The organism is Shinella sp. WSD5-1 (assembly GCF_963942435.1).
In the GTDB taxonomy this organism is placed as follows: Bacteria; Pseudomonadota; Alphaproteobacteria; order Rhizobiales; family Rhizobiaceae; genus Shinella; species Shinella yambaruensis.
On sequence record NZ_OZ012596.1, the window covers coordinates 1,088,969 to 1,104,166 of the forward strand.

Genomic DNA, 15,198 nt, shown 5'->3' on the forward strand with positions numbered 1-15,198 from the left:
CCCGCGGGAACGCTGAAAAACAGGGGAATTTGGCATGGGCCATGCATCGATTTTCCGCGCGCTGGAGACAGCTCCGCGATGACGGAACGCGCCGAGGCAATCGCGGTCAGGGACCTGCACAAGCGCTTCGGGCCGCTTGACGTTCTCAAGGGTGTTTCGCTGACCGCGCATGAGGGCGACGTGATCGCCATCATCGGCGGTTCGGGCTCGGGCAAGTCCACCTTCCTTCGCTGCATCAACATGCTGGAATTGCCGAGCGCCGGTTCGGTGACCATCCACGGCGAGACGATCGCCATGAAGAACGACGGCCACGGCGGCATGATGCCGGCCGATCGCAAGCAGGTGCAGCGCCTGCGCTCGCGCCTCGGCATGGTGTTCCAGAGCTTCAATCTCTGGCAGCACATGACCATCCTGGAAAACGTCATCGAGGCGCCCGTCCATGTGCTCGGCGTGAGGAAGGACGAGGCGATCGAGCGGGCCGAGGCGCTGCTGCGCCGCGTCGGGCTCCACGAAAAGCGCGATGCCTATCCGGCCTTCCTCTCCGGTGGCCAGCAGCAGCGCGCGGCCATCGCCCGGGCGCTCGCCATCCAGCCCCATGTCATGCTCTTCGACGAGCCCACCTCCGCGCTCGATCCGGAGCTGGTCGGCGAGGTGCTCTCCGTCATCGGCGATCTTGCCAAGGAAAAGCGCACGATGATCCTCGTCACGCACGAGATGAAGTTCGCGCGCAATGTCGCGAGCCACGTCGTCTTCCTGGCGAACGGGGTCATCGAGGAGCAGGGCCCGCCGGACGAACTGTTCGGGTCGCCGAAATCGGAGCGGCTGAAGAAGTTCATCAGCTCCATCCACTGAGAAGCAAAAACCAACAGAGGGAAGATCATGAAGAATGCCGTAAAGACAATCGCCCTTGCCGCCGCGATCGGCCTTGCCGCCCTGTCCGGCGCCGCGGCCCAGCAGGTCCGCGTCGGCTTTGCCGCCGAGCCCTATCCGCCCTTCACCTCGCCGGATGCCTCCGGCAACTGGGAAGGCTGGGAAGTCGACTTCATGAAGGCGATCTGCGCCGAGGCCAAGCTCGACTGCGTCATCACGCCGGTCGCCTGGGACGGCATCATCCCCGCACTGACCTCCAACAAGATCGACATGATCATCGGTTCCATGTCGATCACGGCCGAGCGTCTCCAGACGATCGACTTCTCCGACAAATACTATAACACGCCCACCGCCGTGATCGGTCCGAAGGGCCAGGACTTCGAGCCGACGCCGGAAGGCCTTTCCGGCAAGACGATCGGCGTGCAGGTCGCCACCATTCACCAAGTCTACGCCAACAAGTATTTCGGCGAGAATGGCGCGACCGTGAAGGAGTACCAGACCCAGGACGAGGCGAACAACGACCTCGCCGCCGGCCGAATCGATGCGGTGCAGGCCGACTCGATCGCCCTCAGCGATTTCCTGAAGACCGAGCAGGGCGCGGCCTGCTGCGACCTGAAGGGCAATGTGAAGGACGATCCGGAAATCCTCGGTGCTGGTGTCGGCGTCGGCCTGCGCAAGGGCGAGACCGAACTCAAGGAAAAGATCAACGCCGCGATCAAGGCGATCCGCGAGAACGGCACCTATGACGAGTTCTCGAAGAAGTATTTTGACTTCGACGTCTATGGCGGCTGATCGCCGGTCTGTGCTTGACGCCGGCGGCTCCCGCCGCCGGCCATGTTCCTTGCAAGGACGAAAAACCTCATGGCCGATGCCGGATCGCTGATCAACTGGAGCCTTCTCGCGCTCGAACCGCCCGGCTGGGGCGGGGTGCTTCTGGCAGGGTTGTGGCAGTCGGTCCAGATCGCCGTCGGTGGCTATGCGCTCGGCCTGCTGCTCGGCACGGGCGGCGCCATGGGCAAGCTCTATGGCGGCCCGGTGACGAAGGACCTTCTCGAGGTCTATACGACCGTCGTTCGGGCCGTCCCCGAACTGGTGCTGATCCTGATCCTTTATTATGCCGGCACGGACGTGCTCAACAAGATGTCCGCCGCGCTCGGCTTCGGGTCGGTCGATATCAGCGGCCTTGCCGCCGGCATCTTCGTCATCGGCGTCGTGCAGGGCGCCTATTCCACCGAGGTCCTGCGCGGCGCGATCAAGGCGGTGCCGGCGGGGCAGATGGAGGCGGCGCGCGCCTATGGCATGTCGCCCCTTCAGGTCATGCGCCGCATCACGCTGCCGGCCATGCTGCCGCATGCCATTCCCGGACTTTCGAACCTCTGGCTGATCGCCACCAAGGACACGGCGCTTCTCGCGGTCGTCGGCTTCAGCGAGCTGACGTTGGTGACACGCCAGGCGGCCGGCAGCACCAAGGCCTATCTTCTCTTCTTCTGCGCGGCCGGCATGCTCTATCTGCTGCTCACGCTGCTCTCCAACGTCCTGATCGGCATCATCGAGCGCCACTATCGGCGCGGCCTGACGAGGCATGCGTGATGAGCGAGGAGACCGTTTCCGCCCTGGCCCTCACAGAACTGCCCTCGAAGCGCGCGCTCCTCAAGCCGCACCGCATCGTGCTGATGGCCATCGCCGCCGTGCTGGTCTTCTGCATCGTCTGGTTCATGCGCTGGGATTGGGTGCCGAAATATTCCGGCCGCCTCGTTTATGGCGTCGGCGTCACGCTGCTGATACTGTTCACCACCTCGATCCTCGGCTTCCTGCTCGCCGTGCCGATCGGCCTCGTGCAGGTGACCGGGCCATGGCCGCTGAAATTGCTGGCGCGCGGCTTCTGCACGATCATCCGCGGCACGCCGCTGCTGCTCCAGCTGTGGCTGCTCTATTACGGGCTGGGCTCGCTCTTCCCGCAATTCCCGGAAATCCGCAATTCCTTCCTCTGGCCCTATCTGCGCGAGGCGTGGCCCTATGGGGTGGCGGCGCTGACCATCTCCTTTGCGGCCTATGAGGGAGAGGTGATGCGCGGCGCCTTTGCCGGCGTGCCGGCAGGGGAACTGGAGGCCGCGCGCGCCTATGGCATGAGCCGGTTCACGATGTTCCGCCGCATCTGGCTGCCACGTGCCGTGCACCGGGCGCTGCCGACGCTGAACGGCGAGACCGTGCTGCAATTGAAGGCGACGCCGCTCGTCGCGACGATCACCGTGATCGATGTCTACGCCGTCATCTCCAAGGTGCGGCAGGAGACCTACATCACCTATGAGCCGCTGCTGCTGCTCGCGCTCATCTATCTCTGCCTGACCGCCATCCTGGTGGTCGCCTTCCGCTATTTCGAACGCAGGATCCCGACGCGTGGTGCCTGAAAAGGACGATGACATGACGATCCATACGACCCTCCAGAACTCGATGCCGGAAATGGTGGCGATCCGCCGCGACCTGCACGAGCACCCGGAACTGGGGCTGGAGGAGGTGCGCACGTCGGATGTCATCGCGCGCCATCTTGAAGGCTACGGCTACAAGGTCACGCGCGGCCTTGCGAAAACCGGCCTCGTCGCAACCCTCGTGAACGGCACCGGCCGCAAGTCGATCGGCATCAGGGCCGATATCGATGCGCTGCCGATCCACGAGGAGACCGGCCTTGCCTATGCCAGCAAGACGCCGGGAAAAATGCATGCCTGCGGCCATGACGGGCACACGGCCATGCTGCTCGGCGCGGCGAGGGCGATTGCCGAGCGGCGCAATTTCGACGGCACCGTTCACTTGATCTTCCAGCCGGCGGAGGAGAATTTCGGCGGCGCGAAGATCATGGTGGAGGAGGGGCTGTTCGACAAATTCCCCTGCGATGCCGTCTTCGCCCTGCACAACGAGCCGGGCCTGCCCTTCGGCCAGTTCGCGCTGCGTGACGGCCCGATCATGGCGGCGGTCGACGAGGCGCGCATCACGGTGAACGGCGTCGGCGGCCATGGCGCGGAGCCGCAGGAGACGCTCGACCCGATCGTCTGCGGCGCCTCGATCGTCATGGCGCTGCAGACCATCGTCTCGCGCAACATCCACCCGCTCGATCCGACCGTGGTGACGGTCGGATCGTTCCATGCGGGCTCGGCGAGCAACATCATCCCGAGCCGGGCCGAGATCGTCGTCGGCATCCGCTCCTTCGATCCTGCCGTGCGCGACGAGCTGGAGCGCCGCATCCGCCTCATCGCCGAGCGCCAGGCGGAAAGCTACGGCATGAGCGCCACGGTGGACTACCAGCGTTTCTACGATGCGACGGTCAACCACAAGGCCGAGACGGATCTCGTACGCGACCTCGCCATCCGCTTTGCCGGTGCCGACAAGGTCGTCGACCTTGACCGCCCCTTCATGGGCAGCGAGGATTTCGCCTATATGCTGAAGGAGCGGCCGGGCACCTATTTCTTCCTTGGCGGCAAGGGCGGCGAAAACGACAAGTCGCTCCACCATCCCGGCTACAATTTCAACGACGACCTCCTGCCGGTCGGCGCCGCCTTCTGGACGGAACTGACCGAGCATTACCTGCGCGCGAGCTAGGGCCGCCGCGCCGGCGGTCAGCGTTTCAAGCGTCCGTTCTCACCCGGTGGTGCCTGGCCGCTCGCCAAACATGTCAGCGGGCGATGAGACGCTCGACCAGGTCCGGTGTCAGCTCGTCGAAATGGGCGATGACATGGCTCGGCTCGAGCTCGGCGACGGGCACGTCCGAATAGCCGAAGGGCACGCCGATGGAGGGCACGCCGGCATTGCGGGCGACGAGCATGTCGTTGAGGCTGTCGCCGATCATCACGGTGCGGCTGGGGTCGGCCTCGGCGAGGCGGACGGTGCCGAGCAGATGCTCGGCATCGGGCTTGCGCACCGCAAAGGTGTCGCCGCCGGTGATCGCGGCAAAGCGCGGGGTGAGTGCGAGGCCATCGAGCAGGCGCCGGGCGAGGCCTTCCAGCTTGTTGGTGCAGACGGCAAGGCGATAGCCGGCGCCGGCGAGGCGGTCCATGGCGGCAAGGAGGCCCGGATAGGGCACGGAGACACCCGGCATGGCGCCGGAATAGTGCTCGACGAAGGCGGCGAGCATGCGCTGCAGTTCCGCGTCCGAGATCTCCCGCCCGCGCAGCGCGAAGGCGCGCTTGATCATCACCTGGCCGCCATGGCCGACGAGATAGGTGAGGTCGCCATAGCCGACGGGATCGAGGCCCTCGAGGCCGATCGTGTGGTTGAGGCTCGCCACGAGGTCGTGCGCCGTATCGATGAGCGTACCGTCGAGATCGAAGACTACGAGAGAAGCGGACATGGGAAAACCTTGTGTATGGGGAGGAGGCAGGCAGGCCCCTCCGGTATGCGATGGCGGCGGCATTTGCAATCGCCTTCTCCACCCCGGCGGGCGCGCGGCCGGCATCGGAACATGCGGCGATTTTGGCTTTCGTTTGCCGGCAGGGGCGTGTAAGTGTCTCACCGGAATTCCGGTCGCTTCGGCGCCGGCTACGACCATTCAGGGAGTTTTGGGCCATGGACGCCCGGGAAATGAAAATCAAGGCCGCGGAGGTCGCGCTCACCCATGTCGAGGACGGCATGCGCCTCGGCATCGGCACCGGATCGACCGCGGAGGAATTCGTGCGGCTCCTGGCCGAAAAGGTCGCCGGTGGGCTGAAGGTCGAGGGCGTGCCCACCTCCGAGCGCACGGCGCGGCTCTGCGTCGAGCTCGGCGTGCCGCTGAAGTCGCTCGACGAACTGCCGGAACTCGACCTCACCATCGACGGCGCCGACGAGGTCGACGGCAGGCTGCGCCTCATCAAGGGCGGCGGCGGCGCGCTGCTGCGCGAGAAGATCGTCGCCAGCGCTTCGACGCGCATGATCGTGATTGCCGACGAGAGCAAGGTGGTCGAGACGCTCGGCGCCTTCAAGCTGCCGATCGAGGTCAATCCCTTCGGCCTCACCGCCACCCGCATCGCCATCGAGAAGACGGCGGCCCGCCTCGGGCTTTCCGGGGCAATCGCGCTGCGCGCCTCGGGCGACGGCACCTTCATGACGGATGGCGGACACTACATTCTCGACGCATCTTTTGGCCGCATTCCTGATGCAGATGCGCTCGCAAGCAGCCTCAATGACATACCCGGTGTCGTCGAACACGGCCTCTTCATCAACATGGCGTCGCTGGCCATCATCGCGGGACCCGCGGGTGCGCGCACGCTGACGGCGAAAGACTAGACAGGAGCACAGACCGACATGATCAAATTTGCTGGTTTCGGCCGGACCCTCGCGGCGACCCTCATCGTTTCGGCAGCGCTTGCCGGCGCCGCCAAGGCGCAGGACGTCACCGACGAGCAGGTCAAGGCGGCCCGCGCCGCCATCGACGCGATCGGCGCGACGAACGGTTTCGACAACATCCTGCCGGGCCTTGCCGTTCGCATCAAGGCGACGCTCGTCCAGGCCTCACCGAACCACGAGTCGGAAATCAACGCCACCGTCGACGAGCAGGCCCTGGCGCTCGCGCCGCGCCGCGCCGACCTGGAGCGGGAAGCCGCGACGATCTACGCCAAGACCTTCACCCAGGAAGAGCTGAAGGCGATCGCCGACTTCTACAACTCGCCTGTCGGCAAGAAGCTGCTGTCGGACGGCCCGATCGCCACGCGCGAAGTCATGAAGGCCGCCGAGATATGGGCTGTCGGCGTCGACCGTGACCTGCGCGCCGAAAGCGCCAAGAAGCTCAACCCGATCCTCGGCGCAGCCGCCGAAGGCGGCGAGGCGCAACAGCCGCAGCAGTGATCGAATGACGAAAGGGCGGCGCAAGCCGCCCTCTGTTTTATGACGGACATCGCCTGCCCACTACCGTCATCCTCGGGCTTGACCCGAGGATCCAAGCGGCACCCGCGGCTGTGGATGGTCGGGTCAAGCCCGACCATGACGGAAGAGAGGTTTGGTGGACTTTGACGGCCGTCCGGCCAGCCTTGCCCGCAGGAGATCACCATGCCGACATTCGACTACGACCTCTTCGTCATCGGCGGAGGCTCCGGCGGCGTGCGCAGCGCGCGCCTTGCCACCAGCATGGGCAAGAAGGTGGGTATCGCCGAGGAATTCCGCTTCGGCGGCACCTGCGTCATCCGCGGCTGCGTGCCGAAGAAGCTCTATGTCTATGCCTCGCAGTTCCCCGAGCATTTCGAGGATGCCGCCGGCTTCGGCTGGCAGGTCGGCGAGACGCGCTTCGACTGGCCGGCCCTCGTTGCCGCCAAGGAGAAGGAGATCACCCGCCTGGAGGGCCTTTACCGCAAGGGCCTCGACAATGCCGGGGCGACGATCCTTGCGACCCGCGCCGTGCTCGTCGGGCCGAACACGGTGCGCCTGACGGCGACAGACGAGCTTGTGACCGCCGAGCGCATCCTGATCGCGGTCGGCGGCCATCCGACGCCGCATGCCGACCTTCCCGGCCATGAGCTTTGCATCAGTTCCAACGAGGCGTTCGACCTGCCGGAACTGCCGAAATCCATCCTGATCGCCGGCGGCGGCTATATCGCCGTCGAGTTCGCCAACATCTTCCATGGCCTCGGCGTCGAGACCACGCTGATCTACCGCGGCAAGCAGATCCTGTCGCGGTTCGACCAGGACATGCGCCAGGGCGTGCAGGCGGCGATGATCGCCAAGGGCATCCGCATCCTTTGCGAGGACATCATCACCAACGTGAGCGCGGCCGAGGGCGGCGGGCGCACCGTCACCACCAAGGCGGGCGAGACGCTTGCCGTCGACCAGGTGATGCTGGCGCTCGGCCGGGTGCCGAACACCGGCAGCCTCGGCCTGGAGGCGGCGGGCGTGGCGATGGACGAGCGGGGGGCGATCCTCGTCGATGCCTATTCCCGTACCAACGTTCCGGGCATCTTCGCGCTCGGCGACGTCACGGACCGTGTGCAGCTCACCCCCGTCGCGATCCATGAGGCGATGTGCTTCATCGAGACGGAGTTCCGCGGCAACCCGGTTTCGCCGGACCACGACCTCATCGCCACCGCGGTCTTCTCCCAGCCGGAGATCGGTACCGTCGGCCTCAGCGAGGAGGCGGCGGCAAAAGCCTTCGACGAACTGGAGGTCTACCGCGCCGAATTCCGCCCGATGAAGGCGACGCTCTCCGGCCGGCAGGAGAAGACGATCATGAAGCTCATCGTCAATGCGGCCGATCGCAAGGTCGTCGGCGCGCATATCCTCGGCCACGAGGCCGGCGAGATGGCGCAGCTCCTCGGCATCTCGCTGAAGGCCGGCGTCACCAAGGACGACTTCGACCGCACCATGGCGGTGCACCCGACGGCGAGCGAGGAGCTGGTGACCATGTACCAGCCGAGCTACCGCGTCAGGAACGGACAGCGGGTCTGACGGACGGCCGCGTCTCGCCGGCCAGCCGGCCGGCGAAGCGGTCTTCGTGGCGCTTGAAGAGGTTTGCGAGGCGATCGAGGGCGAGCCGCATTTCCGGCCGGTGGCGGTCGTCGTCGTTGACGGCGAGCCAGAGCGGATGGCTGAGCGCCTCTATCGGCTCGCCCTCGCGCACGAGCGTCGGCATGGCATCGCCCACGAAGGCCGGCAGCACGCCGCGTCCCGCGCCGCCCGCAATCAGCCGGGCCAGCACGGCAGGCGCGTTCGTCCAGGTGTGGATCTGCGGCTCGTGGTTGCGGAAAACCCATTTCTCCGCATCGGAAACGGCAACTTCCGTGCCGATCGAGACCCAGGGCAGGTCCGCTTCGAGGGCGAGGTTTGCGGCGCGATAGACCGCATAGGCGACGGTCACCGACTTGCGCACGGCGACATTGCCGGTCTTCGGCGCGCTGTGGAAGAGGCCGATCATGCCGTGGCGATAGGTCAGGTCCCCTCCCGCCGGCAATTGCTTGCAGCAGAGGCGGAAGCTGTCGGCGGGGCCGCGCAGCTCGCTCGTGTTCTCCGCAACGAAGCCCATCAGCCAGATATCGCCGGCAATGGCGACTATGGGCAGCGCGAAGGCGTCGCCGTGCCAGCGGGTGATGTCGGCGGTCGTGCGGCGGATCGTCTGGACATGCTCGAACAGCACCATGCCGTCCGGGGCGAGCCGGTAGCCCTGCTGGCTGCGGATGAAGAGCGTGCGGCCCATGGCCCGCTCCAGCGCCAGCATGCGGCGGCCGATCGTCGGCGCGCTGGCGCCCGTGATCGCCGCGGCGCCGGCAAGCCCGCCCTCCGCCGCGACGTGGAAGAAAAGCTGCAGATCGCTCCAGTCGACTTCCGACATGCACCGCTCCTGTTGAACGCTTCCTTCTAGCGCAAAAGCCGCCGGCAGGCATCGCTCATCGGTGAAACGGGCGTTTCATTTCCGCGTCTACGCTTGCCGGGGTCCGGTCGCTATCTCGGGAAGGACACCGGAAACAGGAGGCCGTCATGAGCCCGGAATGGATGATCGCCCTCGACAGGGCGGAAAAGACGATGAAGCAGCGCCGGATAGACCCTTTGTCCGATCCGCTGGAAGCGGAAGCCTGGCGCGGGCTGGAAGCGGTGAGCGCGCTTCTTGCGCGCCTCCTCAACGGGCGCGGCCGGCCGGAGCCGAGGGGCACGCGACAGGCCCTGCCGGACAGGGCAGTTGCCTTGCGTGCAAGCCCGCGTCGCTTCTAGGCCAGACCTGTCGCCCTCCGTGCTCTACAGCCTGTCCCGGAGCGGAGGGCGGAGCCGTCGCAAATGCGCCGCCGCCGCTGGATCTGCGGCTATGCAAGACCCATCTAACGGTTTATAAGCCCGCATCTTCAAACGGACGTGGCGCCCCCCGGTTATCGCGGGCGCATCAGGACAGGTGAACATCATGGCAGAGAATTGGACCCCGAGTAGCTGGCGGCACAAGCCCATCCAGCAGGTTCCGGACTATCCCGATCTCGCCGCATTGGCGGCGACCGAAGAGCGCCTTTCGAAGTTTCCGCCGCTCGTCTTCGCCGGCGAAGCACGGCGCCTGAAGGCCTCGCTTGCGAGCGTGGCGGAGGGCAACGGCTTCCTGCTGCAGGGTGGCGATTGTGCCGAGAGCTTCGTCGAACACGGCGCCGACACGATCCGCGACTTCTTCCGCGCCTTCCTCCAGATGGCCGTGGTGCTGACCTTCGGCGCCCAGCAGCCCGTCGTGAAGGTCGGCCGCATTGCCGGCCAGTTCGCCAAGCCCCGCTCCTCGGGCATCGAGAAGCAGGGCGACGTGACGCTGCCGTCCTACCGCGGCGACATCATCAACGGCATCGAGTTCACCGAAGAGGCCCGCGTGCCGAGCCCGGAACGCCAGATCATGGCCTACCGCCAGTCTGCCGCGACGCTGAACCTCCTGCGCGCCTTCGCGATGGGCGGTTATGCCAATCTGGAGAACGTGCACCAGTGGATGCTCGGCTTCGTCAAGGACTCGCCGCAGGCCGAGCGCTACCGCAAGCTCGCCGACCGGATTTCCGAGACGATGGACTTCATGAAGGCGATCGGCATCAGTGCGGAAAACCATCCGGGCCTGCGCGAGACCGATTTCTTCACCAGCCATGAAGCGCTGCTGCTTGGCTACGAGCAGGCGCTGACCCGCGTCGATTCGACCTCGGGCGACTGGTATGCGACGTCCGGCCACATGATCTGGATCGGCGACCGCACGCGCCAGCCCGACCATGCGCATATCGAATATTGCCGCGGCATCAAGAACCCGCTCGGCCTCAAGTGCGGCCCGTCTCTGACCAGCGACGGCCTCCTGGAGCTGATAGACCTCCTGAACCCGGCGAACGAGGCCGGCCGCCTGACGCTGATCTGCCGCTTCGGCCATGACAAGGTTGCCGACAACCTGCCGAAGCTGATCCGCGCCGTCGAGCGGGAAGGCAAGAAGGTGGTGTGGTCCTGCGATCCGATGCACGGCAACACGATCACGCTCAACAACTACAAGACCCGTCCTTTCGAGCGGATCCTGTCGGAAGTGGAAAGCTTCTTCCAGATCCACCGCGCGGAAGGCACGCATCCGGGCGGCATTCATGTCGAGATGACCGGCAACGACGTGACGGAATGCACCGGCGGTGCGCGTGCGCTGTCGGGCGATGACCTCGCCGACCGCTACCATACGCACTGCGATCCGCGCCTCAATGCCGACCAGGCGCTCGAGCTCGCCTTCCTTCTTGCCGAGCGCATGAAGGGCGGCCGCGATGAAAAGCGCATGGTCGTGAACGGTTGATCTCCATCCGTTCATGCTTCGGTCCCGTAGATTAGCGGAACTGATGCAAGCATTCAGGAATGTGAAATTGACAGAACCGGGCCGGCTCGCGAAGCTGGCCCGGTTTCGTTTGGGGGGAATGCATGAGCGAGGAACATACCGGCCATTGTCTTTGCGGGGCGGTGCGCTTTCGCACCAAGGGGCCGCTGCGCGAGGTGATCGCCTGCCATTGCAGCCAGTGCCGGCGCCAGACCGGGCATTTCTACGCGGCGACCAACGTGCCCGATGACGCGCTGACGGTCGAGGGCGGGGAGAACGTCACCTGGTATCGGGCGAGCGACATGGCGGGACGGGGCTTTTGCCGCACCTGCGGCTCGGCCCTGTTCTGGAAGGGCGACGGGACGAATTATACCTCGATCATGGCCGGTACCTTCGACCTGCCGACCGGGCTTGCCATCGGCAAGCACATCTTCTGCGCCGACAAGGGCGACTATTACGAGATCGAGGACGGCTTGCCGCAATATGCGCAGGGCTATTGAGGCGCGCCGATCCCGCTATTGCACCAGCGCGGGGCGCTGGCAGCTGACGCCCGTGACGCGGATATCCGCCTCGCCGATCCGCACGCCGGCAAGAAGCAGCACGTTGTAGAGCAGTTCGTCGATGGCGGGCGTGACGGCGCCGAGCGTGCTGCCGAGCGCGGACGCGATACCCGGAATGCCGATCGGCAGGCCGAGCAGCTTGATGTTGATCTCGGCATCGAGATTGCCGAACAGCGACCGGACGGCGGAGGTCAGCGTGTCCCGCGTGGAGACGGATTTCATCGTTCCGGCGGCGATCTCCGCCGGCGTGTAGGTGAGGCGGGTCTTCGATAGGTTCTTCGCCTCGACATGCGTGATCGCATCGATGCTCAGGAGGGCCGAATCGACGATGCGGGCCTTTGTCACGCGCGCATCGTCGGAAAAATCGGAGAGCACGGAGGGATCGACCTTGCCGATGGCGATCTCCGCGACGCCCGGCACCGCGTCGATCGCGACATTGGCATTGCCGAGCGAGCCGCCGTAGCAGCGGATATCGGTCAGCTTCGCCTCCGCGGCGGCAACCTCGACATAGAGCGGCAGCTTGATGCGCAGGCCCGCGAGCGCGGCAAGCCCGTCTATGCCCACCTCGACCGACAGCCGCGTCTGCGCGCTGCGCACCGCGCTGCCCGGCGCGCCGAGCCGGTGCGAGGGCGTTTCGACGGGCGGCTCGCCGATCGCAAGGTTCACCTTCACCGCGGCAAGTCCCGGCACGACCGCGCCGACATCCAGCGCCACCTGGTTCTTGCCGTTGGCGAGCGCTGCCGCGGCGGTGATCATCTGCAGGGCGTTGATCGACATCTTCCAGTCGCCGCCGGTGGCGACGGCAAGCCCCTTCTTCGGATCGAGGTTGAGGATGCGCGAGAGCGGCAGCTTGACCTTGCTGCCGGCCGTCGCCTGCTCGACGAGCCGGAGCGCCGAGCGCACGGGGCCGGAAAGACCCTCGACGGCGCGCATGGAGGCGAGCAGCTGCGGCACGGTGATGCCGGCATTCAGCACCTCCTCATAGGTGCCCGCGGTGAGGTTGAGGGTCGTCGCGACCGCCTTCAGGAAGGGGTGGACGGCGATGTCGGCATCGACCAGCGCGCGGTAGTCCATCACGTTGAGGGAGAGGTTCGTGCCGAGCAGCTTGCCGAGCAGGGCGTTCAGGATGCCGTCATTGAGGCTGGCAAGACGCGTACCGATGGAAAAGGCGGCGGTCTTGGAGCGGGCGGCCGAGCCGGTCGCCGAGAGCATCGGCGATGTGGGTGTGAAGACCGCGGCGACGAAGAGATCGGAGGGGCGGGTGAGCGTCACCCGGGCGGCATCCGCATCGGCGCTGGCCGGCTTGAAACGCTCTTCCGGCGCGATGTCCGGATCGGCGGTGTAGCGTCCGCGCTCGACGAGGGCGGTGGCGGGCGTCGCCCTGGAGTTGAGCGCCGTGATCACGGCGGGGATGGTGGTGCCGTCCTTGCCGGTCACCGAGACGGGAAGGTTGTTGAGGGCGAAATAGGTGGCCGCGGATTTTTCGGCCTCGGCGACATTGGCGGCGGCGGCGATGGCGGCCAGGTCGGCGGCGGCCTGCAACTGGCGCTGCTGCACGGTGAGGTAGCCATAGTCGACGCCGAGGGCAAGCGAGAAGATGATGAGCGGCAGGCTGATGGCGGCAAGCGTGCCGATATTGCCGTTGCGTTCGCAAAGAAGGGTGCGCGGGGTCTTCATGGTTACAGCCCTCCCACGCGCACGGTGGAATAACGCTCGATCCTCTGGCTCGGCAGCGCGAAGGTGAAGAGGTTCCAGATCGGCAGGTCGCCGGAATCATAGGTGATCGTGACGGTGAATTGTTCCGGATTGGCCGGGTCGTCGGTGACGACGACCTGCATCTTCGCACGGTTGAGGAAGGCATAGTCGAAATGCGAGGCGTCGAGGTAGCGGTTGACCAGCGTGACGCGCTCGGTCGGGTTGAGGCCGGCGACCGCCGTGCGCGCGGCATCCGCCGCCACCTGCTGCACCGCATGGGTGACGCTGAGATAGATGCCGTAGGCGATCAGCGTGAAGAGGATGAGGAAGAAGAGGGGGGCGATGATCGCAAATTCCAGCGCCGAGGTGCCGGCGCGATCCTTAGACAGGCGGGACAGGGCGTGCATGACATCTCCTCCTTTGGATTGTCCGGCGACAAGGCGGTTGCACCTTTCAAAAGGAATGCACCTTTATCGTGCGCCCAGAGTCTTAAATTCTCCTATAGATTGATTATTGTGAAAATGTGCAACTGATGATTTGCGCCTGCGTGTTGTCCCCGGCGGTGGCCGGTGTCGGCCTTTCTGACACAATGCGGACACAATTCAGGGCACGCCGAAAGCGATTTCAGCCGTGTTTTTCACCCCTCACACATTCGTGAAACTCTTGAAATCGGCGTTGCGGCTTTCAATGCCATAATTGTAAAGACGGCCTTCTTCCGCTGCAGCTTCCGCGTGCGCCCTTTCCCTTTCGCGGTGGGAAGGATGAATATAATTGCGATAAATCAATGGTTTGAATCATGAGGCTTTCCTCATGAAAAACCGTCTATATGGACGGTTTTGCCGGTTTTAGCCGACTTGGTTGTGTGCCGAAGCCGCGCTTTTCATTGTTCAAAAAACGTTGACGGCTGTTTCCAGTTTGAGACCCTTCCATCCCGCAAATTGAGGGACCATCTTTATTTCGCAAGAGCGGCCAACCGCTCCTGGAAGACCGATAGGAACGATGATGCCGGGCCATGATGAAGACGAGAGACGTGCGGCTGCCGCCATGCGGGCATCGCCTGGAAGTCAGCCGGATCGTCCCTGTCGCCATCGGCGGAACGCGATGTCCGCGGCCACGATGGACCCCGAACTGCCGTTTCAAGATGCATATATGAAAGGAACAAGACAATGACCAAGACCTTGAGCACGACCTTTGCGACCGCCCTTCTCGCCGCCTCCGTTTTCGGCGGCTCCGCAGCCCTCGCCGGTGGTGACGGCGATTATTATCGCGGTATCGACCGCGACCAGGCCCAGAGCCAGACCATCGACCGTGTCACCACGCAGAGCATCGACAGGAGCGACGCAAAGTCCACGGTGATCGTGGCGGCTGCCGGCCCTGCCAGGGGCGACTACTACAGGGGCCTCGACAGGAACGACCGCTGAGCGGCCACATCTGCAAGGCCAACTCCCAAGACTGACCAAGGAATGAAACAATGAGCAAGTCCCTCAACGCAGCCTTCGCGGCGACGCTTCTCGCCGCATCGCTCTTCGGTGGTTCCGCCGCCTTCGCTGGCGGCGACTATTACAGGGGCGTCTCGCCCACTTCCGAGCAGGATCAGATGATCGAGGCGAAGCGCCAGGCCCGCATAGCAAACGGCCATGTCTATTCCCGGGCGGAAACCACGCCCCGGCGGATCGGCCCGGCCAATGGCGATTATTATCCGGGCCTCGACCGCACGGCGACTGCCGACCGGTAAGCGACGATCCCTTTGCCCTGCCATCCGAAGCTCCCGGTTCCCCGCCGGGAGCTTCGTTCGTTCGAGGCGGCGGGGGCCGATGCTGGCCGAAATGCCGCACGCGG

Annotated in this window: 17 protein-coding genes; 13 read left to right on the forward strand and 4 right to left on the reverse strand. The window is 65.3% G+C overall.

What is annotated here, in order from left to right; genetic code table 11:
- The first annotated feature begins 78 nt into the window (after positions 1-78).
- The 5 genes from AABQ55_RS05150 to AABQ55_RS05170 all read left to right on the forward strand — a co-directional run bounded on the left by AABQ55_RS05150 (position 79) and on the right by AABQ55_RS05170 (position 4,461).
- Complete coding sequence (locus tag AABQ55_RS05150) at positions 79-852, forward strand: ABC transporter ATP-binding protein (RefSeq protein ID WP_272804322.1); 774 nt, start codon at positions 79-81, stop codon at positions 850-852.
- Positions 853-879: 27 nt separating this feature from the next.
- On the forward strand, positions 880-1,662 hold the full coding sequence (locus tag AABQ55_RS05155) for a transporter substrate-binding domain-containing protein (RefSeq protein WP_244767401.1): 783 nt from the start codon (positions 880-882) through the stop codon (positions 1,660-1,662).
- Between the two features lie 69 nt (positions 1,663-1,731).
- Positions 1,732-2,460, forward strand: coding sequence for an ABC transporter permease (locus tag AABQ55_RS05160; RefSeq protein WP_244767402.1), 729 nt, complete (start codon positions 1,732-1,734; stop codon positions 2,458-2,460).
- Positions 2,460-3,278, forward strand: a complete 819-nt coding sequence (locus tag AABQ55_RS05165; RefSeq protein ID WP_244767403.1) for an ABC transporter permease — start codon at positions 2,460-2,462, stop codon at positions 3,276-3,278. Before AABQ55_RS05160 ends, AABQ55_RS05165 begins: the two co-directional genes overlap by 1 nt.
- 13 nt (positions 3,279-3,291) lie before the next feature.
- Positions 3,292-4,461 carry a M20 aminoacylase family protein gene (locus AABQ55_RS05170; RefSeq protein ID WP_272804323.1) on the forward strand — a complete coding sequence of 390 codons (1,170 nt, stop codon included), beginning with the start codon at positions 3,292-3,294 and terminating at the stop codon, positions 4,459-4,461.
- 73 nt (positions 4,462-4,534) lie between these two features.
- Here the strand turns inward: AABQ55_RS05170 and AABQ55_RS05175 are convergent, their stop codons facing one another.
- On the reverse strand, positions 4,535-5,209 hold the full coding sequence (locus tag AABQ55_RS05175) for an HAD family hydrolase (RefSeq protein ID WP_272804324.1): 675 nt from the start codon (positions 5,207-5,209) through the stop codon (positions 4,535-4,537).
- 215 nt (positions 5,210-5,424) lie between these two features.
- On the opposite strand from AABQ55_RS05175, the gene rpiA reads away from it, so the two are divergent.
- The 3 genes from rpiA (at position 5,425) to gor (ending at position 8,271) form a co-directional block, all read left to right on the forward strand.
- Complete coding sequence (rpiA, locus tag AABQ55_RS05180; protein ID WP_244767406.1) at positions 5,425-6,123, forward strand: ribose-5-phosphate isomerase RpiA; 699 nt, start codon at positions 5,425-5,427, stop codon at positions 6,121-6,123.
- 18 nt (positions 6,124-6,141) lie between these two features.
- Positions 6,142-6,681, forward strand: coding sequence for a DUF2059 domain-containing protein (locus AABQ55_RS05185; RefSeq protein ID WP_244767407.1), 540 nt, complete (start codon positions 6,142-6,144; stop codon positions 6,679-6,681).
- Between the two features lie 201 nt (positions 6,682-6,882).
- Entirely contained in the window at positions 6,883-8,271 is a 1,389-nt protein-coding gene (gene gor / locus AABQ55_RS05190) for a glutathione-disulfide reductase (protein WP_272804325.1), read from the forward strand.
- On the opposite strand, the gene AABQ55_RS05195 is transcribed toward gor, so the two are convergent.
- Positions 8,249-9,151, reverse strand: coding sequence for a LysR family transcriptional regulator (locus tag AABQ55_RS05195; protein ID WP_272804326.1), 903 nt, complete (start codon positions 9,149-9,151; stop codon positions 8,249-8,251). The two genes, gor and AABQ55_RS05195, sit on opposite strands and share 23 nt — an antisense overlap.
- Before the next feature lie 146 nt (positions 9,152-9,297).
- Here AABQ55_RS05195 and AABQ55_RS05200 point away from each other — a divergent pair, with 146 nt between their 5' ends.
- The 3 genes from AABQ55_RS05200 (at position 9,298) to AABQ55_RS05210 (ending at position 11,604) form a co-directional block, all read left to right on the forward strand.
- Positions 9,298-9,528 carry a hypothetical protein gene (locus tag AABQ55_RS05200; RefSeq protein ID WP_244767410.1) on the forward strand — a complete coding sequence of 77 codons (231 nt, stop codon included), beginning with the start codon at positions 9,298-9,300 and terminating at the stop codon, positions 9,526-9,528.
- A gap of 184 nt (positions 9,529-9,712) precedes the next feature.
- Entirely contained in the window at positions 9,713-11,086 is a 1,374-nt protein-coding gene (locus AABQ55_RS05205) for a class II 3-deoxy-7-phosphoheptulonate synthase (protein WP_272804327.1), read from the forward strand.
- A gap of 122 nt (positions 11,087-11,208) precedes the next feature.
- Positions 11,209-11,604, forward strand: coding sequence for a GFA family protein (locus AABQ55_RS05210; RefSeq protein WP_272804328.1), 396 nt, complete (start codon positions 11,209-11,211; stop codon positions 11,602-11,604).
- A 15-nt stretch (positions 11,605-11,619) separates the two neighbouring features.
- Here the strand turns inward: AABQ55_RS05210 and AABQ55_RS05215 are convergent, their stop codons facing one another.
- Positions 11,620-13,341, reverse strand: coding sequence for a pilus assembly protein TadG-related protein (locus AABQ55_RS05215; protein WP_272804329.1), 1,722 nt, complete (start codon positions 13,339-13,341; stop codon positions 11,620-11,622).
- A gap of 2 nt (positions 13,342-13,343) precedes the next feature.
- The gene (locus AABQ55_RS05220) at positions 13,344-13,766 is read right to left on the reverse strand and encodes a TadE/TadG family type IV pilus assembly protein (protein ID WP_272804330.1); all 423 of its coding nucleotides are present in this window, start codon (positions 13,764-13,766) and stop codon (positions 13,344-13,346) included.
- Positions 13,767-14,525: 759 nt separating this feature from the next.
- On the opposite strand from AABQ55_RS05220, the gene AABQ55_RS05225 reads away from it, so the two are divergent.
- Together AABQ55_RS05225 and AABQ55_RS05230 are read left to right on the forward strand one after the other, a co-directional pair.
- A complete protein-coding gene (locus tag AABQ55_RS05225; protein ID WP_244767415.1) occupies positions 14,526-14,780 on the forward strand; it encodes a hypothetical protein in 255 nt (84 codons plus the stop codon).
- 50 nt (positions 14,781-14,830) lie between these two features.
- A complete protein-coding gene (locus AABQ55_RS05230; protein ID WP_272804331.1) occupies positions 14,831-15,094 on the forward strand; it encodes a hypothetical protein in 264 nt (87 codons plus the stop codon).
- Positions 15,095-15,198 lie beyond the last annotated feature (104 nt).

What these genes read in the sequence shown, in the direction of transcription:
- AABQ55_RS05150 (WP_272804322.1), top strand. Translation starts at nt 79, where the DNA reads ATGACGGAACGCGCCGAGGCAATCGCGGTCAGGGACCTGCACAAGCGC.
- AABQ55_RS05155 (WP_244767401.1), top strand. Translation starts at nt 880, where the DNA reads ATGAAGAATGCCGTAAAGACAATCGCCCTTGCCGCCGCGATCGGCCTT.
- AABQ55_RS05160 (WP_244767402.1), top strand. Translation starts at nt 1,732, where the DNA reads ATGGCCGATGCCGGATCGCTGATCAACTGGAGCCTTCTCGCGCTCGAA.
- AABQ55_RS05165 (WP_244767403.1), top strand. Translation starts at nt 2,460, where the DNA reads ATGAGCGAGGAGACCGTTTCCGCCCTGGCCCTCACAGAACTGCCCTCG.
- AABQ55_RS05170 (WP_272804323.1), top strand. Translation starts at nt 3,292, where the DNA reads ATGACGATCCATACGACCCTCCAGAACTCGATGCCGGAAATGGTGGCG.
- AABQ55_RS05175 (WP_272804324.1), bottom strand. Translation starts at nt 5,209, where the DNA reads ATGTCCGCTTCTCTCGTAGTCTTCGATCTCGACGGTACGCTCATCGAT.
- rpiA (WP_244767406.1), top strand. Translation starts at nt 5,425, where the DNA reads ATGGACGCCCGGGAAATGAAAATCAAGGCCGCGGAGGTCGCGCTCACC.
- AABQ55_RS05185 (WP_244767407.1), top strand. Translation starts at nt 6,142, where the DNA reads ATGATCAAATTTGCTGGTTTCGGCCGGACCCTCGCGGCGACCCTCATC.
- gor (WP_272804325.1), top strand. Translation starts at nt 6,883, where the DNA reads ATGCCGACATTCGACTACGACCTCTTCGTCATCGGCGGAGGCTCCGGC.
- AABQ55_RS05195 (WP_272804326.1), bottom strand. Translation starts at nt 9,151, where the DNA reads ATGTCGGAAGTCGACTGGAGCGATCTGCAGCTTTTCTTCCACGTCGCG.
- AABQ55_RS05200 (WP_244767410.1), top strand. Translation starts at nt 9,298, where the DNA reads ATGAGCCCGGAATGGATGATCGCCCTCGACAGGGCGGAAAAGACGATG.
- AABQ55_RS05205 (WP_272804327.1), top strand. Translation starts at nt 9,713, where the DNA reads ATGGCAGAGAATTGGACCCCGAGTAGCTGGCGGCACAAGCCCATCCAG.
- AABQ55_RS05210 (WP_272804328.1), top strand. Translation starts at nt 11,209, where the DNA reads ATGAGCGAGGAACATACCGGCCATTGTCTTTGCGGGGCGGTGCGCTTT.
- AABQ55_RS05215 (WP_272804329.1), bottom strand. Translation starts at nt 13,341, where the DNA reads ATGAAGACCCCGCGCACCCTTCTTTGCGAACGCAACGGCAATATCGGC.
- AABQ55_RS05220 (WP_272804330.1), bottom strand. Translation starts at nt 13,766, where the DNA reads ATGCACGCCCTGTCCCGCCTGTCTAAGGATCGCGCCGGCACCTCGGCG.
- AABQ55_RS05225 (WP_244767415.1), top strand. Translation starts at nt 14,526, where the DNA reads ATGACCAAGACCTTGAGCACGACCTTTGCGACCGCCCTTCTCGCCGCC.
- AABQ55_RS05230 (WP_272804331.1), top strand. Translation starts at nt 14,831, where the DNA reads ATGAGCAAGTCCCTCAACGCAGCCTTCGCGGCGACGCTTCTCGCCGCA.